At 68.8% G+C, this 23,136-nt stretch carries 25 protein-coding genes; 9 read left to right on the plus strand and 16 right to left on the minus strand.

Annotated elements, in window-relative coordinates; translation table 11 throughout:
* Nucleotides 1–64: 64 nt before the first annotated feature.
* Entirely contained in the window at nucleotides 65–1,075 is a 1,011-nt protein-coding gene (locus tag B1790_RS27355) for an ABC transporter substrate-binding protein (protein ID WP_079926437.1), read from the minus strand.
* A gap of 182 nt (nucleotides 1,076–1,257) precedes the next feature.
* Here B1790_RS27355 and B1790_RS27360 point away from each other — a divergent pair, with 182 nt between their 5' ends.
* Complete coding sequence (locus tag B1790_RS27360) at nucleotides 1,258–2,148, plus strand: mycobacterial-type methylenetetrahydrofolate reductase (RefSeq protein WP_079926438.1); 891 nt, start codon at nucleotides 1,258–1,260, stop codon at nucleotides 2,146–2,148.
* 1 nt (nucleotide 2,149) lies between these two features.
* Here the strand turns inward: B1790_RS27360 and B1790_RS27365 are convergent, their stop codons facing one another.
* Nucleotides 2,150–3,073 (minus strand): SGNH/GDSL hydrolase family protein, encoded by a 924-nt coding sequence (locus B1790_RS27365; protein ID WP_158083882.1) that lies wholly within the window; start codon nucleotides 3,071–3,073, stop codon nucleotides 2,150–2,152.
* A gap of 45 nt (nucleotides 3,074–3,118) precedes the next feature.
* On the opposite strand from B1790_RS27365, the gene B1790_RS27370 reads away from it, so the two are divergent.
* Both B1790_RS27370 and hrpA read left to right on the plus strand, forming a co-directional pair.
* The gene (locus B1790_RS27370) at nucleotides 3,119–3,955 is read left to right on the plus strand and encodes a PHP domain-containing protein (RefSeq protein WP_198952136.1); all 837 of its coding nucleotides are present in this window, start codon (nucleotides 3,119–3,121) and stop codon (nucleotides 3,953–3,955) included.
* 32 nt (nucleotides 3,956–3,987) lie between these two features.
* Nucleotides 3,988–7,926, plus strand: coding sequence for an ATP-dependent RNA helicase HrpA (hrpA, locus tag B1790_RS27375; RefSeq protein WP_079926440.1), 3,939 nt, complete (start codon nucleotides 3,988–3,990; stop codon nucleotides 7,924–7,926).
* A gap of 52 nt (nucleotides 7,927–7,978) precedes the next feature.
* Here hrpA and B1790_RS27380 read toward each other — a convergent pair whose 3' ends face one another.
* Nucleotides 7,979–8,164 carry a hypothetical protein gene (locus B1790_RS27380; RefSeq protein WP_079926441.1) on the minus strand — a complete coding sequence of 62 codons (186 nt, stop codon included), beginning with the start codon at nucleotides 8,162–8,164 and terminating at the stop codon, nucleotides 7,979–7,981.
* Between the two features lie 237 nt (nucleotides 8,165–8,401).
* Between B1790_RS27380 and B1790_RS27385 the strand changes: the two genes are divergently transcribed.
* On the plus strand, nucleotides 8,402–8,623 hold the full coding sequence (locus B1790_RS27385) for a hypothetical protein (RefSeq protein ID WP_079926466.1): 222 nt from the start codon (nucleotides 8,402–8,404) through the stop codon (nucleotides 8,621–8,623).
* Nucleotides 8,624–8,629: 6 nt separating this feature from the next.
* On the opposite strand, the gene B1790_RS35110 is transcribed toward B1790_RS27385, so the two are convergent.
* The gene (locus B1790_RS35110) at nucleotides 8,630–9,499 is read right to left on the minus strand and encodes an LLM class flavin-dependent oxidoreductase (RefSeq protein ID WP_198952137.1); all 870 of its coding nucleotides are present in this window, start codon (nucleotides 9,497–9,499) and stop codon (nucleotides 8,630–8,632) included.
* Nucleotides 9,500–9,707: 208 nt separating this feature from the next.
* Here B1790_RS35110 and B1790_RS27395 point away from each other — a divergent pair, with 208 nt between their 5' ends.
* Nucleotides 9,708–9,911 carry a hypothetical protein gene (locus tag B1790_RS27395; protein ID WP_079926442.1) on the plus strand — a complete coding sequence of 68 codons (204 nt, stop codon included), beginning with the start codon at nucleotides 9,708–9,710 and terminating at the stop codon, nucleotides 9,909–9,911.
* Between the two features lie 59 nt (nucleotides 9,912–9,970).
* Here the strand turns inward: B1790_RS27395 and B1790_RS27400 are convergent, their stop codons facing one another.
* From B1790_RS27400 to B1790_RS27430, 7 genes are read right to left on the minus strand one after another with little or no spacing between them, the layout of a single operon-like run.
* Nucleotides 9,971–10,621, minus strand: coding sequence for an MOSC domain-containing protein (locus tag B1790_RS27400; RefSeq protein ID WP_079926443.1), 651 nt, complete (start codon nucleotides 10,619–10,621; stop codon nucleotides 9,971–9,973).
* A gap of 25 nt (nucleotides 10,622–10,646) precedes the next feature.
* Nucleotides 10,647–11,330, minus strand: a complete 684-nt coding sequence (locus B1790_RS27405) for a hypothetical protein (protein WP_369832437.1) — start codon at nucleotides 11,328–11,330, stop codon at nucleotides 10,647–10,649.
* A 35-nt stretch (nucleotides 11,331–11,365) separates the two neighbouring features.
* Nucleotides 11,366–12,343, minus strand: a complete 978-nt coding sequence (locus tag B1790_RS27410) for a VWA domain-containing protein (protein WP_079926445.1) — start codon at nucleotides 12,341–12,343, stop codon at nucleotides 11,366–11,368.
* The gene (locus tag B1790_RS27415) at nucleotides 12,340–13,308 is read right to left on the minus strand and encodes a hypothetical protein (protein WP_079926446.1); all 969 of its coding nucleotides are present in this window, start codon (nucleotides 13,306–13,308) and stop codon (nucleotides 12,340–12,342) included. The genes B1790_RS27410 and B1790_RS27415 overlap by 4 nt, the downstream gene beginning before the upstream one ends.
* Nucleotides 13,299–13,772: a hypothetical protein gene (locus B1790_RS27420; RefSeq protein ID WP_079926447.1), complete on the minus strand. Its 474-nt coding sequence runs from the start codon at nucleotides 13,770–13,772 to the stop codon at nucleotides 13,299–13,301. The genes B1790_RS27415 and B1790_RS27420 overlap by 10 nt, the downstream gene beginning before the upstream one ends.
* Nucleotides 13,762–14,628 carry a DUF58 domain-containing protein gene (locus tag B1790_RS27425; protein ID WP_079926448.1) on the minus strand — a complete coding sequence of 289 codons (867 nt, stop codon included), beginning with the start codon at nucleotides 14,626–14,628 and terminating at the stop codon, nucleotides 13,762–13,764. Before B1790_RS27425 ends, B1790_RS27420 begins: the two co-directional genes overlap by 11 nt.
* On the minus strand, nucleotides 14,629–15,630 hold the full coding sequence (locus tag B1790_RS27430; protein ID WP_079926449.1) for a MoxR family ATPase: 1,002 nt from the start codon (nucleotides 15,628–15,630) through the stop codon (nucleotides 14,629–14,631).
* 99 nt (nucleotides 15,631–15,729) lie between these two features.
* On the opposite strand from B1790_RS27430, the gene B1790_RS27435 reads away from it, so the two are divergent.
* Nucleotides 15,730–16,413 carry a GAP family protein gene (locus B1790_RS27435; RefSeq protein WP_079926450.1) on the plus strand — a complete coding sequence of 228 codons (684 nt, stop codon included), beginning with the start codon at nucleotides 15,730–15,732 and terminating at the stop codon, nucleotides 16,411–16,413.
* A 58-nt stretch (nucleotides 16,414–16,471) separates the two neighbouring features.
* Entirely contained in the window at nucleotides 16,472–16,645 is a 174-nt protein-coding gene (locus tag B1790_RS34815) for a hypothetical protein (RefSeq protein WP_158083883.1), read from the plus strand.
* Between the two features lie 78 nt (nucleotides 16,646–16,723).
* Here the strand turns inward: B1790_RS34815 and B1790_RS27445 are convergent, their stop codons facing one another.
* From B1790_RS27445 to B1790_RS27460, 4 genes are all read right to left on the minus strand, one after another.
* Nucleotides 16,724–17,878, minus strand: a complete 1,155-nt coding sequence (locus B1790_RS27445; RefSeq protein WP_233165344.1) for an acyl-CoA dehydrogenase family protein — start codon at nucleotides 17,876–17,878, stop codon at nucleotides 16,724–16,726.
* Between the two features lie 49 nt (nucleotides 17,879–17,927).
* Nucleotides 17,928–19,124: an acyl-CoA dehydrogenase family protein gene (locus B1790_RS27450; protein ID WP_079926452.1), complete on the minus strand. Its 1,197-nt coding sequence runs from the start codon at nucleotides 19,122–19,124 to the stop codon at nucleotides 17,928–17,930.
* Between the two features lie 120 nt (nucleotides 19,125–19,244).
* Nucleotides 19,245–19,817 carry a hemerythrin domain-containing protein gene (locus tag B1790_RS27455; RefSeq protein ID WP_079926453.1) on the minus strand — a complete coding sequence of 191 codons (573 nt, stop codon included), beginning with the start codon at nucleotides 19,815–19,817 and terminating at the stop codon, nucleotides 19,245–19,247.
* A gap of 124 nt (nucleotides 19,818–19,941) precedes the next feature.
* Nucleotides 19,942–20,304, minus strand: coding sequence for a metallopeptidase family protein (locus tag B1790_RS27460; RefSeq protein WP_079926454.1), 363 nt, complete (start codon nucleotides 20,302–20,304; stop codon nucleotides 19,942–19,944).
* Between the two features lie 79 nt (nucleotides 20,305–20,383).
* On the opposite strand from B1790_RS27460, the gene B1790_RS27465 reads away from it, so the two are divergent.
* Nucleotides 20,384–21,262 carry a DUF1295 domain-containing protein gene (locus tag B1790_RS27465; protein WP_079926455.1) on the plus strand — a complete coding sequence of 293 codons (879 nt, stop codon included), beginning with the start codon at nucleotides 20,384–20,386 and terminating at the stop codon, nucleotides 21,260–21,262.
* Nucleotides 21,259–22,368 (plus strand): FAD-dependent oxidoreductase, encoded by a 1,110-nt coding sequence (locus B1790_RS27470; protein WP_079926469.1) that lies wholly within the window; start codon nucleotides 21,259–21,261, stop codon nucleotides 22,366–22,368. The genes B1790_RS27465 and B1790_RS27470 overlap by 4 nt, the downstream gene beginning before the upstream one ends.
* Nucleotides 22,369–22,375: 7 nt before the next feature.
* On the opposite strand, the gene B1790_RS27475 is transcribed toward B1790_RS27470, so the two are convergent.
* Nucleotides 22,376–23,044, minus strand: a complete 669-nt coding sequence (locus B1790_RS27475) for an O-methyltransferase (protein WP_079926456.1) — start codon at nucleotides 23,042–23,044, stop codon at nucleotides 22,376–22,378.
* Nucleotides 23,045–23,136: the final 92 nt, after the last annotated feature.

The raw sequence follows: 23,136 nt of genomic DNA on the forward strand, positions 1-23,136 counted from the left end.
TCAGGGCTATTTACGTCTGCTCGCGCAAGGAAGTGTCCCGCCAGACTGCTCGCGCAGAGGAAAATTAGGCGTTGGAGAGGTCCTCGACCGGCTTGCCCGTGTAGGCGTTGCCGAGCTGGGGGACGAGGAGATCCAGCGCGTACATCATGGCGTTGGGTCCACCGAAGGCAATGGCCCCGCTGAGTGCGGAGTCCGAACCCGCATACAGCGTCCGGCCCTCGCGAACGACGTTGAGTCGCTGGAACGCCGGGACGTCGGCCATCTGTTCCTTGCTGAGGCCGTTGACGAACAGCGCTTCGCCGTCGAGTACGTTCAGCTTCTCCTCGGAGACGTCGCCGATGGTGTCGCCCGTGTCGAGCCCGAGGCCGTCGAAGATCGCGTTGCGCGGGTCGCCCTTGCCAATCACGTAGTGCGCGTTGGCTTCTGAGGTGAAGTCGGAGACGAGCTTCTTGCCGGCGAACTCGGGGTGAGCGGCCTTGGCCTCGTCGAACTTGGCGTTGACCTGGTCGACCAGTTTCTGCGCCTGCTCTTCACGGCCGAGCGCCTTGCCGGTCGTCATGAGCTGCACGTTCCACGGAGTTTCCTCGTCCGGGTAGTCGGCGGACTGCACCACGGTGGGGGCGATCTGCGAGAGCCGGTCGTAGGTCTTCTGGTCGACGGTCTCGTTGATGGCGAAGATGACGTCGGGCTTGGCCGCCGCGATGCCCTCGAAGTTGATGGAGTCGCCTTCGATGGCGGGCACGCCCTTGCCTCCCGTCTCCTTCTGCACCCACGGGAAGCTGTCGTAGTTCTCGAAGTAGCCGCCGCGACTGCCGACCGGCACGATGCCGAGGGACAGGACGAAGTCCTGGTCGATCCAGCCTGCGGTGACGACGCGCTTCGGGTCGGCGGGGATCTTGGTCTCGCCGAACTTGTGCGACACGGTGACGGTGTCCGCGGCTGCAGCGGCCGAGGAGGTCGTCTCGCTAGGGGTGGACGAGCTGCCACACCCCGCGACGAGGGCGGCCCCGACGAGGACCGTGGAGGCGAGGGTCAGGGCACGAGGTGCGCGTAGAGCGCGACTGAAAATCCGCATTTGGCAAGGCTAGCATTGCCTAACTTAGTCGGGTGCGGGTTGGTGTGAAGTCCGCCCCTCCGGGACGAATCGGTAGGGTGTCGTCCCGACGGCCCGCAAATATCGGGTCATGCGCAACGGAGCGTCACTCATTCCGGCATGCCACCCGACGTGATTTCGATGATGTGAATTGGAGCAGTCCCTTGGCCCTCAACACCATCGCACTGGAACTCGTCCCGCCCAACGTCGACCGCGGCGCGGCCTACGCCGTCGACGAAGCCCACAAGGTGCTGCAGCTGGCCAAGGACGCCGGCATCGAGGGTCGCATCCGGCACGTCATGATCCCCGGCATGATCGAGGAGGACGGCGACCGTCCCATCGAGATGAAGCCAAAGCTGGACGTCCTCGAATACTGGTCGATCATCAAGCCCGAGCTGCCGGCGATGAACGGACTGTGCACGCAGGTCACGTCCTTCCTCGACCAGCCCGCACTCGAACAGCGCCTCGGCGAGCTGCTGAACGCCGGTTTCGACGGCATCGCCTTCGTCGGCGTTCCGCGCACGATGGCCGACGGCGACGGTGCGGGCGTCGCTCCCACCGACGCCCTGTCGATCTACCACGACGTCGTCCCCAACCGTGGCGCGATCCTGATTCCCACTCGCGTTGGCGAACACGGTCGCTTCAACTTCAAGTGCGACCAGGGCGCAACCTACGGGATGACGCAGTTGCTCTACTCCGACACGATCGTCGGCTTCCTCACCGACTTCGCCAAGACCACGGACCACCGCCCCGAGATTCTGCTGTCGTTCGGGTTCGTCCCGAAGATGGAGACCAACGTCGGGCTGGTCAACTGGCTGATCCAGGATCCTGGCAACGCCGCCGTCGCCGCTGAACAGGCCTTCGTCAAGGAGTTGGCGGCCGCCGACCCCACCGTCAAGCGCAAGCTGCTGCTCGACCTCTACAAGCGCGTGCTCGACGGCGTCGCCGACCTCGGCTTCCCCCTGAGCATTCACTTCGAGGCCACCTACGGCGTCTCGCGGCCCGCGTTCGACACCTTCGCCGAGATGCTCGACTACTGGTCACCCGACCGCTGACTCACCCGCCCGCGGCGACGTAGTCCGCCAGGGCAGACCCCATCGCCAGGGCACCCGCCCCGTTGGGGTGCAGCGGAGCCGCCGGGCTGACGGGTGCGAACCCCTCGACGTAGCGGTCCTGCGGGGCCGCGCAGATGTCGCGTCCGACCGACAGCGGCCGGGCGTCGAAGAACTCGACGCCCCGGTCGGCGGCCACCTCGCGGAGGCGGCCGTCCAACTCGTCGACCTTGGCCTGGAAGTACGCGGCGTCGACCGGGTTGATGGGCTCGGCGGGAAAGCATCCCTCTGGCCGGACGTAGGTGCCGTAGCCGACCAGGATCACCCTGGCGGCGGGTGCCTTCTCGCGGATCTCGTCGACGAGGTCGGACCAGTCGTCGGCATTGGCGTCGATGGACTCCGAGATCTGGTCGACGCCGTCGACCACCAGGTCCGACGAGCAGGGCGGGATGTCCAGGCTGGTCCGTCGACACGTGGCCGCGATCTTCGGCAGGTCGACGTCGTTGCCACCGATCGTCACGGTCACCAACTGGGTGTCGGCCGTCACCGCGTCGAGTTGGGGCGGCACCGGACCGGAGCGGGTGGGCTGGGAGCGTGAGACGAGGTCCTCGGTGCGCGCCCCGCTGCACGTCACGTCGGCGAACGACGCCGCCCCGATGCGGCGGGCCAGCACCGACGGGTAGTCGTTGGTCGACTTGAGGCAGCCAACCGGTTCGGCCTGGTCGGGCACCAGCGGAGCCGCGGCGGCCGAGTCGCCCATCGCCACGTACCGCGGTCCGGACCCGGGAGCCGCCCCGGGTGCAGGCAGGGCCGCGGCCGCCGACGGCTCCGGCGCGATGGGCGCAGTCGGGGCGTCGACGCAGGCCGAGGCCGTCAGCACGGTCAGCAGAACCGCGACCACCGTCGGTGCGATTCGGTTCGGAGCCATCACTCGTTCATACCCAGGCCCGCCGACCATGCCACTGTGTTCTTCGTGACGGGCTTAGTGACTCTTCCCTCCGACAACCACGTGCACACGGAGTTCTCCTGGGACACCGGCCCCGAAGCCTCCATGGTGAACACCTGTCGCCGCGCCGTCGAGATCGGATTGCCCGCGGTGTCCTTCACCGAACACGTCGACTTCACCGACTGGGGCGATCACGACCACCCGCCGGTCGACGCGCAGGTGGGCACGCGCAAGCGGGTGCTTCCCGTCGACGTCGACGAGTACCTGGCCAGCATCGAGCGGTGCCGCCACGAGTTCCCCGAGCTGCGCATCCTGTCCGGGATCGAGGCCGGCGAGCCGCACCTGTTCGCGGGCAGCGTCGCCGCGGTCCTGCGATCGGGCTCCTTCGACCGCGTGCTCGGTTCGCTGCACTCGATCGTGCACGACGGCAAGCTCGTCTACGCCAACCACGTGTTCCGGTCGTGGCCAGCCGCCGAGGTCGTGCGGGCCTACTTCGCCGAGCTGCTGCGCCTGGTCGAGGGGTCCAACATATTCGAGGTCCTGGCCCACTGCGACTACCCGCGGCGCTACTGGCCGGCGGCCCGCGAGGGGCAGTACCGCGAGGCGGACTTCGAGGAGGAGTACCGGACGGTGTTCCGCGCGCTGGCCAGCTCCGACCGGCCGCTGGAAATCAACACCTCGAGCCCGCTCGCGTCGGCAGCCCTGATGCGGTGGTGGTACGAGGAGGGCGGCGGTGCGGTGTCCTTCGGGAGCGACGCGCACGTGCCCGTCCGGGTCGGGGACAAGTTCGAGGTGGCCGTGGACGTCGTCGAGGCGGCCGGCTTCCGCCCTGGCCGCGACGAGTACGACTTCTGGCGCCGCTGAGAGTCCGTCCCCGACCGCCTATCGTTGACCGAGTGTCCGGCGACGAATTGCGTGAATTGCGTGCGCGGCTCGACGGCCTGACGATCCGCGACGCCGACCGGCTGCGGCGACGGCTCCGGGGCAGCGGAGGCAACCCGGAGACCCTGGCGAAGCTGGCCGCCCAGTTCACGACGGCGGAAGCCCTCGTCGCGACCCGGCTGGCGGCCGTGCCGGAGATCTCCTACCCCGATCTGCCGGTCAGCGAGAAGCGCCATGACATCGCTGCCGCCATCCGCGACCACCAGGTTGTCGTCGTCGCCGGCGAGACCGGGTCGGGCAAGACCACCCAGCTGCCGAAGATCTGCCTGGAGCTGGGGCGCGGCATCCGGGGCACCATCGGCCACACCCAGCCGCGCAGGCTGGCCGCCCGCACCGTCGGCCAGCGGATCGCCGACGAACTGCGCGTCCCCCTCGGCGAGGCCGTCGGCTACACCGTCCGGTTCAACGACCATGCGAGCGACCGCACGCTCGTCAAGCTGATGACCGACGGCATCCTGCTCGCCGAGATCCAGCGCGACCGCCGGTTGCTGCGCTACGACACGCTGATCCTCGACGAGGCCCACGAGCGCAGCCTCAACATCGACTTCCTGCTCGGCTATCTGCGGGAGTTGTTGCCGCAGCGGCCCGATCTGAAGGTCATCGTGACGTCGGCGACGATCGAGCCGGGCCGGTTTGCCGCTCACTTCGCCGGAGGCGGACAGGGTTCCAGCGGCGGTGCCGGGGGCGCTGCGCCCATCGTCGAGGTGTCCGGCCGCACGTATCCCGTCGAAATCCGTTACCGCCCACTGGAACTCCCCGTGGAGGCTGCCGACGAGGACGATCCCGACGATCCCGACCAGGACGTGATCCGCACCGCGGTCCGCGACCAGACCGAGGCAATCATCGACGCCGTTCGCGAACTGGAGTCCGAGCCGCGCGGCGACGTGCTGGTGTTCCTGTCCGGCGAGCGCGAGATCCGCGACACCGCGGAGGCGCTGCGCGAGGCGCTCAATCCCAACACCGAGGTGCTGCCGCTCTACGCCAGATTGCCGACGGCCGAGCAGCAGAAGGTCTTCCAGCCCGGCCGGTCGGCACGCCGAATCGTGTTGGCCACCAACGTCGCCGAGACGTCGCTGACAGTCCCGGGCATCCGCTACGTCGTCGACCCCGGGACGGCCCGCATCTCGCGGTACAGCCGCCGCACCAAGGTGCAGCGGCTGCCGATCGAGCCCATCTCGCAGGCGTCGGCCGCGCAGCGGGCGGGCCGCTCGGGCCGCACCGCGCCCGGCGTGTGCATCCGGCTGTACTCCGAAGCCGACTTCGAGCTGCGGCCCCGGTACACCGATCCCGAGATCCTGCGCACCAACCTCGCCGCCGTCATCCTGCAGATGGCCGCCCTGGGTCTTGGCGACATCGAGAACTTCCCGTTCTTGGATCCGCCGGACGCACGCAGCATCCGCGACGGCGTGCAGCTGCTGCGCGAGCTCGGCGCCTTCGACGGCGAGGGCGCCATCACCGAGCTCGGTCGCCGGCTCGCCAAGCTTCCGCTCGATCCGAGGGTTGGCCGGATGATCCTGGCGGCGGAGGCCGAAGAGTGCGTTCGCGAGGTGCTGGTGCTGGCGGCGGCCCTGTCGATACCCGACCCACGGGAGCGGCCGTCCGACCACGAGGAGGCCGCTCGGCAGAAGCATGCCCGGTTCGCCGACGAGTTCTCCGACTTCAGTTCCTACCTCAACCTGTGGCGATATCTCGGGGATCAGCGAAAGTCGTTGTCGGGCAGTGCCTTCCGGCGAATGTGTCGCACGGAGTATCTGCACTACCTGCGCATCCGGGAGTGGCAGGACCTCGCCGGGCAGCTGCGGAGCATCGCCCGCGACCTCGGCATCCGCGAAAGCGACGACCAGGAACCCGCCGATCCGGCGCGCGTGCACGCCGCGCTCCTGGCGGGATTGTTGTCGCACATCGGTTTACGCGAAGGCGACGGCAGGGACTACGCCGGGGCGCGCAACTCGAAGTTCGTGCTCGCGCCCGGTTCGGTGTTGACGAAGAAGCCTCCGCGCTGGGTCGTCGTCGCCGAACTGGTGGAGACCAGCCGACTGTTCGGCAGGACCGCGGCGCGCGTCGAACCCGAGGTCGTCGAGCGCGTCGCCGGTGATCTGGTGCAGCGCACCTACAGCGAGCCGCACTGGGACGCCAAGCGCGGCGCGGTGATGGGCTACGAACGCGTCACCCTCTACGGACTTCCGTTGGTGGCGCACCGACGCATCGGCTACGCGCAGGTCGACCCGGTGGTCGCCAGGGACATGTTCATCCGCCACGCCCTCGTCGAGGGCGACTGGCAGACCCGGCACCACTTCTACCGCGACAACACCAAGTTGCGTGAGGAGCTCGCCGAGCTGGAGGAGCGCGCCCGTCGTCGGGACCTGCTGGTCGACGACGACGAGGTCTACGCGCTCTACGACGCCAGGGTGCCGGCAGAGGTGGTGTCGGCGCGGCACTTCGACGGCTGGTGGAAGAAGCAGCGCCACCGGACGCCGGACCTGCTGACCTTCACTCGCGACGACCTGCTGCGCAACGACGCCGACGCGGACCAGCCCGACACCTGGGAGGCCGACGACCTGTCGTTGCCGCTGACCTACCGCTTCGAACCCGGCCGGGAGGACGACGGCGTCACCGTGCACGTCCCGGTCGAGGTGCTGGCCCGCCTCGGCGGAGACGAATTCGGTTGGCACGTACCGGCATTGCGCGAAGAGCTGGTCACATCGCTGATCAAGTCGCTGCCAAAGGACTTGCGGCGCAACTTCGTTCCCGCCCCGGACACCGCACGGGCCGTCGTCGGATCGCTTGACCCCGGCGCCGGGTCGCTGCTGGACGCGCTGCAGCAAGAGTTGCGCCGCCGGACCGGCGTCCTGGTCCCCGTCGACGCCTTCGACCTGGGGAAGATACCCGACCATCTGCGGGTGACGTTCGCCGTCGAGGCTGGCGACGGCACCGAGCTGGCCCGCGGAAAGGATCTCGAGGCGCTGCAGGAACGGCTTGCGGCGCCGGTCCGCGACGCCGTCGCCGAGGCCTTCGCAGGCAAGCTCGAACGCACCGGCCTGCGCGCCTGGCCCGACGACCTTGCCGAACTCCCGCGCGTGGTGGAGACGGCAGGCGGTGGGCGCGCGGTGCGCGGCTACCCGGCCCTGGTCGACAACGGAACCACAGTCGACGTGAGGGTGTTCGCCACCGCCGCCGAGCAGACCGCCGCCGCCGGACAGGGGACCCGCCGACTGCTGCGCCTGTCGACGCCGTCGCCGACGAAGGCTCTCGAGAAGCAGCTGGACACCCGAAAGCGACTGGTGCTCGGCAGCAATCCGGACGGCTCGCTGGCCGCGCTGCTCGACGACTGCGCCGACGCCGCCGTGGCCGCGCTCGCGCCGAAACCGGTGTGGAGCCGCGCCGAGTTCACCGCGCTGCGGGACCGGGTCGCCGCGTCCATCGCTCCCACCACGCGTGACGTCCTCAACCGGGTCGAACGCGTGCTGGCGGCACTGCACGAGCTGCAGGTCGCCATACCCGCCACGCCGCCACCCGCCCACGCCGACGCGGTCGCAGACATCCGCGCGCAACTGGCGGCGTTGCTCCCCAAGGGCTTCGTCGTCGCCACCGGGGCTACGCACCTGCTCGACCTGGCCCGCTACCTGACCGCCGTCGGCCGCCGGCTCGAACGGCTACCGCAGGGCCTGGCCGCCGATCGCGAGCGGATGGGCCGGGTTCACCAACTGCAGGACGCGTACGACGAACTCGTCGCGGCACTTTCGCCCGCCCGAGCCGGGGCCGACGACGTGCGGGACGTCGCGCGCCTGATCGAGGAGTTTCGGGTGAGTCTGTGGGCGCAGCAGCTCGGCACCGCGAGACCGGTGAGCGAGCAGCGGATCTACCGCGCGATCGACGCCATCACCCAGTCATAGCGCACGAAGAAGGGGCACCCGCGATGCGGATGCCCCTTCTTCGTGATCTGCTTTAGCGGCTCTGGTGCACCGTCGTGTCGACGTGCGGCACGTAGACATCTTGCGTGATGTCGTTGATGAACGCGTGGTGGTCGATGTCGGCCTGCGCGGCACCCGAGAGTCCAAGGGCGCTGGCGGCGAGTCCACCGGCGATGATCGTGGCAAAGCCAAACTTCTGCATCTTCTTCATGATGGTCATCCCTTCATCTGGAACGTGTTCGGATCGTGGCCTGCTTGCCGCGATTCGGACGCTCATCCGGCTCGGACTTTCCTTCGCGCCGGTCTAAAGGGTTGAACCTGCACCGCCCTGGATTCATTTCCATTGTGTTGGATGCCACAGCGGCACGGCCCAACGGAATGGCCTGCGCGCCAATGTCGTTCCCACAGTTGTTGGATGGAAGACGACTGCCGCGAAAGCGGCTCGAAGGATGTGCTCATGCACTTCACAGCCCGTTACTTGACCCCACTTGCCGTGGCAGGGGGCTCAGCCCTCGCGATCGCCATGGCACCCGCAGCGGCTGCGGCGCCGCTCAGCTGCACCGACGTCGGCTCCGCGACACAGTGCGTGTCCCCGGGAAACAGTCAGATCACCGCGAACGCCCCCGTGGTGCAGCAGCAGCAGTGGCCCGAGTTCATCATCATTCACCGCAACCGCTGATGACCGTCACGAGGTGAGTGCGCGCACCTCGCCCGCCGTTGCGATGAATTCGGCCATCTGGTCGGCCGAGTCCAGCGGCTGCAGTGCGACGGCGTCCACGCCGGCGGCCAGGTAGGGCGCCAGCCCGTCGCCGATCTGGCTGGCCGTTCCGCCCACCCCGAACACGCCCCCGGTGGGTACTTCCTGGCGCGCCGCCTCCTCGGCCAGCCGTCCCTGCGCACCGTCGCCAGGGGCGCAGGCCAGGAAGAGCGATGTGCTGAAGGGGCGGCCGCCCGCGTCGGCCCGACCATCGGCGACGTGGCCCAGCGCCTCGCCAACCGTGTGGGTGGCGTACCTGCTGTCGAGCAGGACCCCGTCGGCGATCTCACCGGCCAACCGCAGCGTCTTCGGCCCGGTGCCGCCGATCAGGATCGGGTACGGGATCGCACGCGGGAAGTCCAGGCGCACCTTCGACAACCGCACGTAGCGACCGTCGGTGGTGACTTCCTCGCCGCTCAGAAGCGCCCTCAGCGCGGTCACGTACTCGCGCAGCAGGGTCAGAGGAGAGTCGACGGCGGCGCCCGCCTGCCGCATCCAGCTCTGCACACCGTGGCCGACGGCGACGCGGGTCCGCTCTGGGAACATCGCGTCCAACGTGGCGAATTCCATGGCGGCCGTGGTGACGTTGCGCAGCGGAGCCGGAATCAAGCCGATGCCGACCTTGAGTCGCTCCGTGGAAGCGAGGGCGACGGCGACCTGGGCGATGCCGCCCTGCTGAAAGCAGTCTTCCCACAGCCACAATTCGTCCACTCCTGCCGCCTCCGCCGCGGTCGCGACGCCTCGCAGGCCGTGTGGGTGGAAGTCCGGGCGGAAGATCACGCCGAGTCGTGTGGTCACGACCACCATCATTGCGCGACCCCCGGCGACAGCCCACACGGCTGCTGTTGCCTCGAACGCGCAACCGTTTGCTAGATCGGCTATGCACTTTTCGGATTGGCGAGTTTCTGCCATCCGACGGTCAATTTCCGCCACCGGAATTAGATCGCTGAACTGGCTGTTGTAGCCATCAGCACACCAAGAGGATCTAGGAAGAAGGGCTCAACCCGTGAAGAAGTTCGGATTTGCCACCGTCGCCGCCACCGCATTCGCCGCCGCCCTCGTCGGGCTGGCTGGGCCCGCCGCCGCGGCACCCGTCGCCAACCCGGCTCAGGTTGGATACTCCGCCGGCATCGATCATCACCAGTGGGTCAACGACATCCAGCAGCAGGTGAACCGGCCGCCGGCCGCGATCGTGGGCAACGGCCGCTAGACGACCGTCGACCAAGGAGGGGCACCCGGAAACGGGTGCCCCTCCTTTTCATGGGCCGACTACGTGGCCGCCGCGCGCTTGCGCGCCAGCGCCTTGATGTCCTCCGGCAGCGCGTCCGCCACCAAGATCTCCGGCAACAGGTCCTTCTCGAGCAGCAGCGCGCGGTAGACCACGCCGACGGTGACGCCGTGGGACGGCCGCTCGACCACGTCGACGCGATCCCCTCCGGACACCGTTCCCGGTTCGATCACGCGCAGGTAGGCACCCGGGGTGCCGCCACGGGCGAAGGTCTTGATCCAGCCGTCGACCCCGAGTCGGGCGGCGAACGTCTTGCACGGCGTCCGTGGGCTGGTCACCTCCAGAAGCACGCCGTCGGTGCCGACCCGCCACCGCTCGCCGACCACCGCTCCGGTGACGTCGACGCCCGTCGTGGTCAGGTTCTCTCCGAACATGCCGTTGGTCAGTTCGCGGTCCAGGTGCGCTGCCCAGGTGTCCAGATCCTCACGGGCGTAGGCGTAGACGGCCTGGTCGTCACCGCCGTGAAGCTTGCGGTTGCCGATCACGTCGCCGACGATGCCGCTGCCGAGACCGCCCCGCATCGGACCAGGCGCCCGGACCGCGACCGCCTCGGTCGTCGGACGTTTGTCGATTCCCGTCTTGGGCCCGCCGGGGTCCTGCTGGGTGCGGTTGACCGTCAATACCGATGCCACCCCACGAGGGTAGAGCGCGTAGGGGCTAGCCGCCGTTCTGGGCCGCCGCGTCGCGCAGGATCTGCTGCAGCCGGTCCAGGGGGTCACCGAGGCCGGGGTTGAGCCGCAGCTGCGCGTCGGGCTCCGTCGTCCCGGGGGCCGACGCCGGTGGCGGTGGCGGTGGCGGTGCCACCGGCGGTGGGGGCGGGGGCGGCGGGGGAGGCACCGAGACGGCGTCGATCTTGGCGTTGAGGCGGGCCACGGTCGCCTCGAGCACGGCGCGACGGTCGGGGTCGGCGTCGGTACTGCCCGTGAAGCAGCCGTCGGGTGCCTCGTCGACGACGGCCAACGCGTTGCGGTACCACCCGATGGCCGAACCGTCGAACTTCTCGGCCGCCCGGTCGCCGAGGGTCTCCCTGACCAGTTCGAGGTTGACTCGCACCGGACACGACTGCGCCTGCCCGGTCTGCGTCAGGGCCGCGGTGAACTGCCCGTCGGCGTCGGGGAGGCGGTCTTCCAGTATGGCGAGAGTGCCTGCGGCGAAACGGGTTCGGACTGGCTCGACGACGTCGAGCGTGCTCAGCGTCGCCACGTCGCGACCAAGGGCGTCGGTGTTCCGCTCGGCGAAGTCGGTGGCGACCGACCCGCCGGCGACGACGACGGTCCACAGCTTCAGCAGCGCGACGACCACGACGAGCGACACCGGCGCGGACACCACCAGCAATCGCACGCGCAGCGAACTCCGCTGCCACCAACGCCTTTGGCTCATCCGGTCACGCCCACATTGGTCAGCCGCGTCCTGCGAAACTCGCGAAGCACGTGGTAGAGCTCGAGGAGCACCAGCACCGCAGCCAGCGCCGCCGGAGCCCAGTAGAGCTCCGTGCGGCTCGCGGTCCTGCTGCCGGCCGTGGCCGGGTCGTCACCGGTGGGGTCGGCGGGCAGCACCGAGGCCAGGTCGTCGGCGCCGCTCCGCAGCGCGTACGGGACGCCGATCTGATCGGCGACGCCGCGCAGCGTCGCTTCGTCCACCGGAGACCCTGTGACGTCCGTGCCGGGAATCGATCCACCCGCTGCCGTGCCGTAGCCGAGCACCGCCCCGCCGTCGACCGAGCCCTCGGGCAGGTTGAAGTCGCGCGGCGGCAACGCCGCCTCGGCGGCGCCAGCGCCGAGGTAGAACACCAGATTCTTCGCCCGCGGATACTGCTGGACCGCTCCAATCAGCTGATAACGCAACATGTTTCCGGCCGCCCCCGCGTTGGTTGCGGTGACGGCGTCGGGGCTCACCGGATAGGGCGCCAGCACCGACGCCACCGGGCGCAGGCTCCAGGTGTCCGCCGACAGGGGCCAATCCAACGCCGCCCGGCTCGCGAAGGAGATGACGGCGACGCGGGCGTCGGGGTACCGGTCGAGCAGTTCGGCGACGTCGGCCCGCGCCGCGGTCATCCTCGACGACCCGTCGGGTCCGTCGCCGACGCTCATGTCGGGGGACCGGTCGACGACGAGGAAGACGTTGGGGGCCTGTGAATCTGCGACACGGGTGCTGGCCGTCGACGGGCCGAGCACGGGCCGGGCAGCGCTTGCGACGAGCAGGAGCGCCGCGGCCGTGAGACCCGTCCATCGCCACAGGGTCCCCCTGCTGCGGGCGGCCGAGGGGAGTCGGCGAAGGGTTGCGATGCGGGCAACCAGGATGATCGCGGCGACGGCGGCCAGCAGCAACGGCGGTAACGCGGGTTGGAAGGTCATCGGCGCTGCACCATGGGCCATCCGGCCAACGCCACCGCCGCCGCGAGCGCGATGAGCACGGGAACGTCTGGAGTCTCGGGGGCGGTCGCACCGTCGGCCTCCTCACTGAACCTGGCGGCCGGTGGATGATCGCGAATGTCGTCGAGGCTCGAAGTCACACTCGGACCCGCGGGGAGGGCGCGTCCGCCGGTGTCGCCGGCCAGCGACGCGAGTCCACCCGAATCCTGCCCGGTGACCACGGCATTCAGCTGCACGCCACCGGTGATCGCGAGGTCGCGCAACCGGTCGGGGGTGAACAACGCCGGGCCACCGGGCGGCGACGTGTCGGGCCCGACGTAGATCAACGAACGGCGTTGCGCCGTGGTCTGATCGAAGTCCGGGAACCCGGTCAGGCACAGCGTCAGCAGATCGTCGAGGTTGACGGAGTAGTCCACGTAGGACACCGGGGCCGAGAACGCCGCCACGTCGCCGCGTTGGTCGGCGGGCCTGGCGTAGTCCGACAGCGTCTGCTTCGCGTATTGATAGTCGCGCGTCAGCGGGATCACCCGGCGGTTCGACGACGTCATGCCGATGCGCTGCGTGCCGAAGGTGTCGACCTGATTGGCGAAGTAGCCCAGCGCCGCGTTGACCGCCGGATCCGCCGGGGGCGCGCCGATGCAGAGCATGACGTCCTCCGGGTCGCCGCCACCGTACTGAGTTGCCGCCGTTGGCAATCCGGTGGGGCGGGCGGCGACGATCACCGATCCGGCGAACATCGCCGCGAGCAGCACGATCGTCACCACTGCCGCGATCGTCCTGGCGCGGACGGCCCGCGTGTACTCCGGCAGCAACGTGAGGCGTCGTGAGTTGGCCAGCGGTCGCAGCCGCCGCCGCTCGGCACGCATCGGTCGCAGCACCACCGCCGCGATGCAGACCGCGAGGGCGACGCAGCCGACGATGACGACCAGCATCCACGTCAGGCCCATGACCGGATCAGCTCCTCGGCGTCCCGACTGACCAGACCCACGTCCAACGTCGACTCCGGGTTGAATCGGATGTCGACCAGGTTCGTCAACAGCGGTGCCGCCGGGGCGATCTCGCTGCGTTCGATGCCGTCGAGCTGCATGAACTCCGCGCGCACACCGGTCACCTGGTGCAGGAATCGACGCACTTCGCGACTGACGGCTTCTCCTGCGGCCCCGGCGGGCAGCTCGCCCGCCCGGTAGCGGTCACCGATGGCACGCACCGTCCGCGCGGCGCGGTACCGGATCATCCGGTCCCTGGCGGCCCCGACCAGCGGCACGGTTCCCAGTCGCTTGCGAGGCATGGTGAACAGATACACGCCGGCGTACCACCCGACGAGGAGCACCGACAGCGCGATCGCAAGCCAGAGCCACAGCGACGAATACGACGTCGGACCGATCACGTGGCGCAACAGGTCATCCGGCACGGGCGTACACCTCGGTCATCGCGGTCAGCCGGGTGCGGATGGCCGCGCTACCGCCGATCACGGTGTGCGGTATGCCGTGTCCGACCATGAACTCCGAGAGTCGTTCGCGGCGTTGCTCTTCAGCGCGGCGATAGGCGTCGACCACCCCCTGACCGAGGGCGGCTCCACCGAAGACGAAGTGACCGTCGGCCACGTCGAAACCGTCGTCCTCGTCCGAACCGATCGCGGGCATGTCCGACACCATCGCCCACATCACGTCGTGCCGGGCGGTGAGCCGGGTGAGCGCGCCGTCGAGCCGGTCGTCGACGTCGGGCTCGTCGGACACCACAACGATCAACAGCGGGCGACGCTGATGCCGCGCCACCCAATCCAATTGGGTGAGAACATGACTCGACGCCGGTCCGGTGCCAACGTGATGGTGGAATCGGTGCAACATGTGCTCGACGTGAGTCTCGCCGCGCCGCAGTCGAACGTCGACCGATCCGCGGGCATCGCCGAACACCATGCCGATCTCGTCGGACCTCCTCAACGTGATCAAACCCATGGCGCCGATGACGTTGGCGGCCACGTCCCGCTTGAGCTCACCCGACGGCGCGGCCGCCGTCATGTTCCGCCCCGCGTCGGCGACCACCATGATCTTGTGGTGCTTCTCGGTGACGAAGCGCTTGATCAGCACCTGACCCGAACGGGCCGACGCCTTCCAGTCGATGTCCCGCACGTCGTCGCCCTGCACGTAGGGGCGAAGGTCGTCGAACTCAAGGCTGCGCGTGTGCACCAGCGCGTACCGGCCGCCCTCGAGTAGGCCGTTGCCGTCACGTCCGAAGTGCGCCCTGGCGCGGTCCAGATGGACTCCCACTCACGGCACCCGCACTGCCTGCAGGACCGCGTCGATCACCACGTCCGGCGTAACGCGGGCGCTGGCCGCCTCGAACCCCAGGATCAGCCGGTGCCGCAACACGCGGTGAGCCAGCTTCGCGACGTCGTCGGGTAGGACGTGGGTCCGCCCGCGCAGAACGGCCAGCGCCCTGGCCGTGCGGCAGAACGCGATGGTGGCGCGGGGGCTGGCGCCGTACTCGATGAGCCGCGCGATGCCGGGGGAGAGGTGCGCCTCGGGATCACGGGTGACGCCGACCAGATGACTGGCGTACTGGATCAGGGCGCGGTCCATGTGGACCGACGCCACCAGCTGCCGGACGCGGCGCACGTCGTCGAGGCTGACCACGGGCACGGTGCGGTGGTCCTTGTCGTAGAGGCCCGAGTCCATCCTGGCGATGACCTCGACCTCGTCGTCGATCGACGGGTAGTCGACGACTTCCTTGAGCATGAAGCGGTCGGTCTGAGCCTCCGACAGCGGATACGTGCCCTCCTGGTCGACCGGATTCTGGGTGGCGATCACCAGAAACGGCTCGGGGATCGGGTACACGACGCCGGCGATGGTGGTCTGACGCTCCTCCATGGCCTCCAGCATCGCGCTCTGGGTCTTCGCGCTCGACCGGTTGATCTCGTCGAGCAGCACGATGTTGGCGTGCACGGGGCCAAGCCGGGTGACGAAGGAATTGGTCGCGGCCTCGTAGATCTGGGTGCCGATGATGTCGCTGGGCAGCAGGTCCGGCGTGCACTGGATGCGCTTGAACTCACCGCCAACCGCTTCGGCGACGACCCTGGCGGCGGTCGTCTTTGCCAGCCCCGGCACGCTCTCCACCAGCAAATGGCCGCCGGCGAGAACGCCGATCAGCATCGATTCGCGCAGGTGATGTTGCCCGACGACCTTCGCCGAGAACGCGTCGGCCACTGCCTTCACGATGTGCTGGGCTTCGGCCAAGTCGGACTGGTCGAGATGCGATCGTGCGGCAGTCATGGGTCCTTTCGAGAGACAGGTCGCGATAAGGGGTACCCGAAAGGACCACGTTCACGCCCTGGGGCGCCGCCCAGCCACGTCCCGTAGGTTCGTCACGACATGCTGGGACTACTTCTACCGCTGCTGGGCTTCGCGCTCCTCGACTCGTTGAACGTCCTGAACCTGGGAGTGACCTCGGCGGTCGTCTACGACAGCAGGCTCAGCCGCAGGTCGGCGCTTCCCGGCGGGCTGAGCTTCATCGGGGGAGTGTTCGCGGCGACCTCGACGTTCGGTGTGCTCACCGTGCTCGGCCTGAACTTCCTCACCGACCGCGTCGACCTCGAGGTGACGCCGACGCTGCGGTACTGGGGTCAGCTGGTGCTGGGCGTGGTGCTGATCGCGGTGGCCAGCCTGTCGGGCTCCGCCCGCCCCACCCCGCCGCTGTGGGCACTGAACCTGACCCGGCGCAATCCCTGGCTCTTCGCGATCGTCGGAATCGTCATCGGCTTCGGTCAGTCCGCGACGTCGGTGCCGTACCTGACGTCGTTGACGATGCTGTCGGCGCGCGACCCGCTGCCGTCGACGTGGCCGCTGATCGTGGTCGCGTACTGCTCGGTGGCGCTGCTGCCGTCACTGCTGGTGCTGGCGCTCTCGACGAGACGGACGATTCGGGCCAGGCGCGCACAGCGCAACATCGTTCGGGCGACCACCCGCTTCGGGCCGGTGACCGTGCGGATCCTGTTCTTCGGCGTCGGCGTGGTGCTCGTCGCAGGGGCGCTGTGGAACTACCGCGCGCTGTGGTGAGACCGCCGCCGCCGGAAAATCGGTTGATCGTCCCGCGGTGCGCGCGTTGACTGAGGTCATGGACCAACGGGAGAGGGCGCTCTTGGCGGGCCTGCCCGACGTCGGGATCCCTGGCTGGAACGGCTTGATGCAGAACGCGGTTGGGCAATCCATGGGCCGCGGCGAGGCGACGGTCTCACACGTCGACGGCAGGGGACTGCTGGCGACGATCTGGGCGGAGCTGTCCCGCTAGCCGCGGGTGTGGTCGGCGTGAGACTGCGCTGACGGTCGTTGTTGCGAACGTTTTACGACCCTGGACGCAGTCTCGACGCTAGCCGCGGGTCCCGTCGGCGACGCGCGGTGGCCTTTCGGCCGACGCGGTGTCGAGAACCAGTTCGGCCACCCGCGACCGGTGCTCCTCGGCACTGCCGAGCAGCGCGGCGTCGACGATCGCCCGCTTGAAGTACAGATGCGCCTGGTGCTCCCAGGTGAACCCAATGCCGCCGAGCGTTTGGATCGCGTCCGCGGCGATCCGGCTGAACGCCGCCGAACACGTCGCCTGGGCAATGCTTGCGGCCAGCGCCGGATCGTCCGAGCCCTCGGTCAGCGCCCACACCGCGTGATAGGCCGTCGACCGGGCGTGCTCGAGGTCGACCATCATGTCGGCCAACCGGTGCTTGACGGCCTGGAAGGAGCCGATCGGCCTGCCGAACTGAAGCCGCTCCTTGGCGTACTGCACTGCGACGTCGAGCATGTGCTGAGCCGCGCCGACCTGTTCGACGGCCAGCAGCGCCGACGCCACCTGGAAGGCGTGGTCGATCACCCGCTCAGCGTCGTCGGGGCCTGCCACTAGGTGAGCCGGCGTCGCGGAGAGCGTCACCACTGCCTGCGGTCGGGTCTGGTCGACGGTCAGCTGATGGGTCCGTTCCACGCCCGCGCCGGCGGCGTCGACCGCGAACAGGCCGACACCGTCGGGGCCGATTGCGGCGACCAGCAGGTCGTCGGCCGCACCGGCGTCCACCACGCCGTGGACGGTTCCGGTCAGCGTCCAATCGTCACCCGAGGGGGTCGCCGTCACGTCGACGAGGGACGCGTCAACGGCGCCGGCGCGGTCGGGCACTGCGAACGCCGCCGTCCTGCGGCCCTCGACCAGCTCGGTCAACAGCTCGTCGCGCCGCGGCCCCGCGGAGGCGGCGACCAGTGCGGGAATGGCAAGGTAGACGGTGCCAAAGATCGGTCCGCAGGCCAGCGCCGCGCCGAGTTCCTCGACGGCGACGGCCTGGTCGACGAGCGTGCCGCCAACGCCGCCGTCGGCCTCGGACACCGACAGGCCGAGGACGCCGAGCTCGCCGCCAAGACGGTTCCACGCCCTCGGGTCGAAGGGCGGGTCGGACTCCATGAGCCGACGCACCGTCGTCTCGTCGAAGTTCTCGGCCGCGAACCGGCGGACCGCCGACAGCAACTGCTGCTGTTCGTCGGTGAACATGAACTCCGCGCGGGGTTCGTTCGCAAGCGTCTCAGCCACATCAGCCGTCTTAGCCACGGGGAATCTCCTTCCACGGCATGCCGGCATCGGCACGCAGGTCACCGGGCAGGCCGAGGACCCGCTCGCCAAGAATGTTGCGCATCACGTCGGACGTGCCGCCTTCGATGGTGTTGGCGCGACTGCGCAGATGTCGCTGCTGGATGGGACCGCGCCAGTCGGAATCCTCCCGCTCGGCCGCCGGTTTCGAGTAACCGTGATACAAAATGCCTTCGGGCCCAAGCAGATCCATGCAGAATTGGTAGATCTGCTGGTTCAGTTCGGCGCCGACCAGCTTGCCGATCGAACCCTCGGGACCCGGCCCACCGACGGTCGCCGAGACCCGGGACCGCTCCGACGTCAGGCGCTGTGCCTCCGACCGGAGCCACAGCTGGGTCAGCCGGTCGCGCAGGACGGGCGTCTGACGTTCCGGGCGGGCGGCCCACAGCGAGACCGCCTCGGAGATGGTGCCCGCGCCGCGTCGGCTGCCGCTGCCGCCGAGTGCGCTGCGCTCGTTCATCAGGGTCGTCATCGCGACGCCCCACCCGTTGCCGACCTCGCCGAGACGGTGGGCGTCGGGGATGCGCGCGTCGGTGAAGTACACCTCGTTGAACTCGGCTTGGCCGGTGAGCTGGCGCAGCGGTCGCGTCTCGACGCCGGGGGAGTGCATGTCGACGACGAAGTACGTGAGGCCCTTGTGCTTTGGGACGTCGGGGTTGGTGCGCGCCAGCAGTAGCCCCCACCGCGCCCGGTGGGCGAGGCTGGTCCACACCTTCTGTCCGTTGATCACCCAGTCGTCACCGTCGCGCACCGCGGAGGTGGCGAGGCCGGCCAAGTCGGAGCCGGCGCCCGGCTCGGAGAACAGCTGACACCAGATGTCCTCGGTGGTGGCCAACGGCCGTAGCCAGGACTTCTTGACCTCGTCGGACAGGGCGTGCTCGCGGATGGTCGGCGCCGCCATGCCGTAACCCATCGGGTTCAGCCCCAGCGGCACCGGCCCGCCGCCACCCTGCAGAATGCGGTCCGCGATCGCCTGGTTTCCGCGCGAAAGGCCAAGTCCGCCAAGTCCTTCGGGAAAGTGCACCCAGGAGAGTCCGGCGTCGTAACAGGCGCCGAGGAATTCGGTCACGGGGACGGATCTCGGGTCGTGGTCTGCTACGACCGCCCTCGCCAGATCGGCGACCCGATCGGAATCAGCAACATTGCTCATCTAGTCACGATAGAAGTCGACACCCGTCAACCGACACCGGGGGGCCGTTCCGCCGACCGCACGCATGTTGAACACGAATCGCGAGAGCGTCCGCAAACATGCGTGCAGTCGGCGGCGGGGTTAGGCCGCGGAGCCCTTGAGCGCGTCGCGAGCCCGGTCGAGCAGCGACGCGAACGGGCCCACCGCGAAGTTGACGGCACCCGACTCGACGCCGGGGTGCGGGTGCGTTGGTGCGATCCGTTCGGCGAACACGACCGCGTCGGTCAGCTTCTTCAGCTCCTTGGCGTCGAGTTCCTCTTCGAGGCGTGGGAACTCCTCGGTCTCCTCCTTCTCGGCGTGCTGCAGGACCGCGGCTTGCAGGTGGATCAGCGCCTTGCTGAACTCGGCGGTGCCGCACTCGAGGTTCTCGATCTCGGCGAGCGCGACCTTGGAATCGTGCTCCTCCGCGAGCCGAGCGTCGACGATCGCGTCGCCGCCGTCGACCTTGCGGCGCACCCGCGGGTGCACCATCATCTCCTCGGCAGTTTCGTGGACGGCGAGCATCGTGCGCAGGGCGTCGAACGACTTCTGTTGTGTCGCAGCGTCGGCCGCGTCCAACGTCTCGACGAACAGTCGCTTGATGGCCTCGTGCTGCTCGGTCAGGAATGCGACGACATCCTGATTTGTGCTGATGGACCTGTCGTTGTTCGACATGCAAGTACCTCATCGATCGGACTGCGAATGGCGGCGCGCTGGGCTGAGCGCCTCGCCCATCGCTTACCCGACGGTCGAACCCGCGAAACGGCGACGGGGACGCGCCGGCGCCGATGCCGAAGCCTCAGTAGCGGTCGAGTTCGACGAGCCGCTCGTCGCTGATGCCGAAGTGATGAGCGATCTCGTGAAGCACGACGTGCTTGATCTCGCGGTGTAGCCGGTCCGGGTCGGCGGCGAAGAGGCGCACGAGCGGACCTCGGAAGATGCTGATCTTGTCGGGAAGGACTCCGCTGTACGCGCTGGTCCGTCGCGTCAGTGGGACACCTTGGTACAGGCCGAGCAATCGTTGTCCGTCGGGAGGCTCGTCTTCGACGACGATCTCGACGTTGCCCATCGCGGCAAGGAGTTCGGCGGGCAGCGAGTTCACCGCCTCGTCTATTGCCACGTCGAACGGGTCTTCGTACTCCGGCGCCGAGGTGTCGTCCACGTCTTCGAGAGTGCCAGAACGACGAAGGCGACAACTAGAACGTGTTACATTTTTGGCTCTCCCGGAACCCGAGGGGCCAATGAGTAAGACCCGATCACTGGCGATCGTCACCGTCGCCTACGTCATCGCCATCGGTGTCGGTGCGGCCTGGTTGGCGTGGGGACCCCGCACCGGTCAGCTCTGGTTGGACACCTTCGTGGCCGACCTGCTCGCCACCGTCGTGATCTTCGCGTTCAGTCGGGCCTACCGGAACTCCAGCTTCTACGACGCCTACTGGAGCGTCATCCCGCCGCTGCTGCTGTTCTACTGGTGGAGTCAGGCCGGGCCGGGCGTCGACCAGCTGCGCTGCTGGCTCATCTCGATCGTGGTGGTGCTCTGGGCGATTCGTCTGACGGCCAACTGGGTCTACGCCTTCCCTGGTCTTCACCACGAGGACTGGCGTTACCCGATGTTCAAGCAGCGCGCGGGCCGCCTCGAGCCGGTTGCCGACCTGGTCGCCATCCACCTGATCCCGACGTGCCAGGTGTTCCTCGCCATGGTGCCGGCATACGTCGCCGTCACCCGGCCCGGCCCGGGTCTCGCATGGCTCGGTTGGTTGGCGTTCGTCGTCGGGCTCGCCGCGGTCGCCCTGGAACTGGTGGCCGACGTCCAGATGCACCGCTTCGTGCGCCAGCGCCAACCGGGGGACGTGATGGACCGTGGCCTGTGGAGTTGGTCGCGGCATCCAAACTACTTCGGGGAGTTCAGCTTCTGGCTCGCCGTCGCCCTGTTCGGCATCGCGGCGGCGCCCGCCGACGCGTGGTGGCTGGTCCTCGGTGCGGTCGCGATCCTGGCGATGTTCCTCGGCGCCAGCATCCCCATGATGGAGACGCGCAGCCTCGAGCGGCGCCCCGCCTATCAGGGCGTGGTGGTACGGGTCTCGCGGTTCGTGCCATGGCCACCCAAGGCGGTGCGGTGACCAGGAAGCGCGTCGTCGTCGCCGGACTCGGCGACAGCGGCATCCTCACCGCGATCCGACTGGCACCCCACGTCGACGTCGTCGGCATCTCGGCCAAACCAGCGCTGGTCAGCGGTCAGGAACTGGGCCTGCGGCTGAGCCGGCCCGACGACTGGGCGCGCGACTACGTGATCGGGTTCGACAGGTTCCGAGGGCTGGACGGGGTGCGTACCGTGCAGGGCACGCTCACCGGCGTCGACCCCGTCGCCCGCCGCGTCTTCCTCGACCGCGACGACGGCACGTCGGGAACCGAAGACTATGACGCGCTGGTGATTTCGACCGGCGTGACGAACGGCTTCTGGCGCCGCCCGACGCTTCAGACCGCAGCCGACGTCGACGCCGACCTGCGCGCCGCGCACGACCGCATCGCCCGAGCCGAGTCCGTCGTCGTGATCGGCGGTGGCGCGGCGGCAGTCAGCAGCGCCGCCAACGTCGCACGGACGTGGCCGGACAAGCGCGTCGACCTGTACCACCCGGGCGACCGCCCGCTGCCCGCACACCATCCCAGGGTTTGGAGTCACGTTCAGCGTCGGCTTCGCGACGTCGGAGTGGACGTGCACGGAGGCCACCGGGCCGTCGTGCCAGACGGTTTCGCGTGTGACGAGATCACCAGCGGGGCGGTGCAGTGGAGCACCGGGCAGCCGTCCGCCGCCGCGGACGCGGTGCTGTGGGCGATCGGCCGGGTAACCCCCAACACCGGCTGGTTGCCGTCGGACATGACCGATGACAACGGATTCGTCCGCGTGACGCCCGATCTCCGCGTGCCAGGACGGCCAGGTGTCTTCGCCGTCGGCGACGTCGCCGCCACTGACCCGCTGCGCAGTTCGGCCCGCAACCGGGCCGACGGCCTGCTGGCCCACAACATTCGAGCGGACTTCGCCGGCCAACCCCTGCGCACCTACCGGGCACCAAAGCGGCGTTGGGGTTCGGTGCTGGGACCCCAGCCCGACGGGTTGGAGGTCTTCGCCCCAGGTGGTCGGGCCTTCCGATTCCCGGCGTGGTCGGTCGACCGGGTGCTGCAACCGCTGATCGTCCGAAGGGGCATCTACCGCGGCATCCGCAACTGACCCACGGTCAGCCGAGCCGGATGCAGGCCTGGATGCCGTCGCCCACCGGGAGCTTGACCGACAGATATCCGTTCTCGGGGTCTCCGAGGTGAGCCAGCAGCGGGCCGTGAACGTCACTGCCCCAATCCATGTCGACGTCGTCGACCAGAATTAGCGATCCCGGGCGCAGTGACGGCTCCAGCAGTCGGAGCACCGGCAACGCCAAGTCCGGCCAGCCGTCCAGCAAGACCAGATCGACGACCTCTGGCACGTCGACGAGTGTCTCGAGAGCGTCGCCGGCGCGCAGGTCGATCAGGTCGGACACTCCGGCCTCGACGAAGTTGCGTTGAGCCGCAACGGCTTTGTCGTGTTGCAGCTCGGTGCCGATGACCGTGCCGCCGCCGTTGTCGCGCACGGCGCTGGCCAGGTGGATGGTGGAGACGCCGAACGAGGTGCCGTACTCGACGACGGTGCGGGCGCCGGTGGCGCGTGCCAGCAGATATAGCAGCGCGCCGCCCTCGGATGACACGGACATGTACACGTCCTTGAACAGCTCCGCGCGTTGCCCGGCGCTGAGGTGGGCCGGGAACCCGTCCACCCCGGTATCGGCGAATGCCTGCGGGTCGTGCTCCTCTTCTGCTGACAACAAGCGTTGCAGCACAACGGAAACCGGTTCGGAATGCAAGGTTGACGTCATGGCGGTGGAACCTCTCTCGTGGTGGCGAGACCAAACGTACGATCGAGGTGAGTTGCAGTCCAGTGCATGTTTGATAAGGAATGATTATCCAA

It is taken from the genome of Mycobacterium sp. AT1 (assembly GCF_002043095.1).
GTDB lineage: Bacteria > Actinomycetota > Actinomycetes > Mycobacteriales > Mycobacteriaceae > Mycobacterium.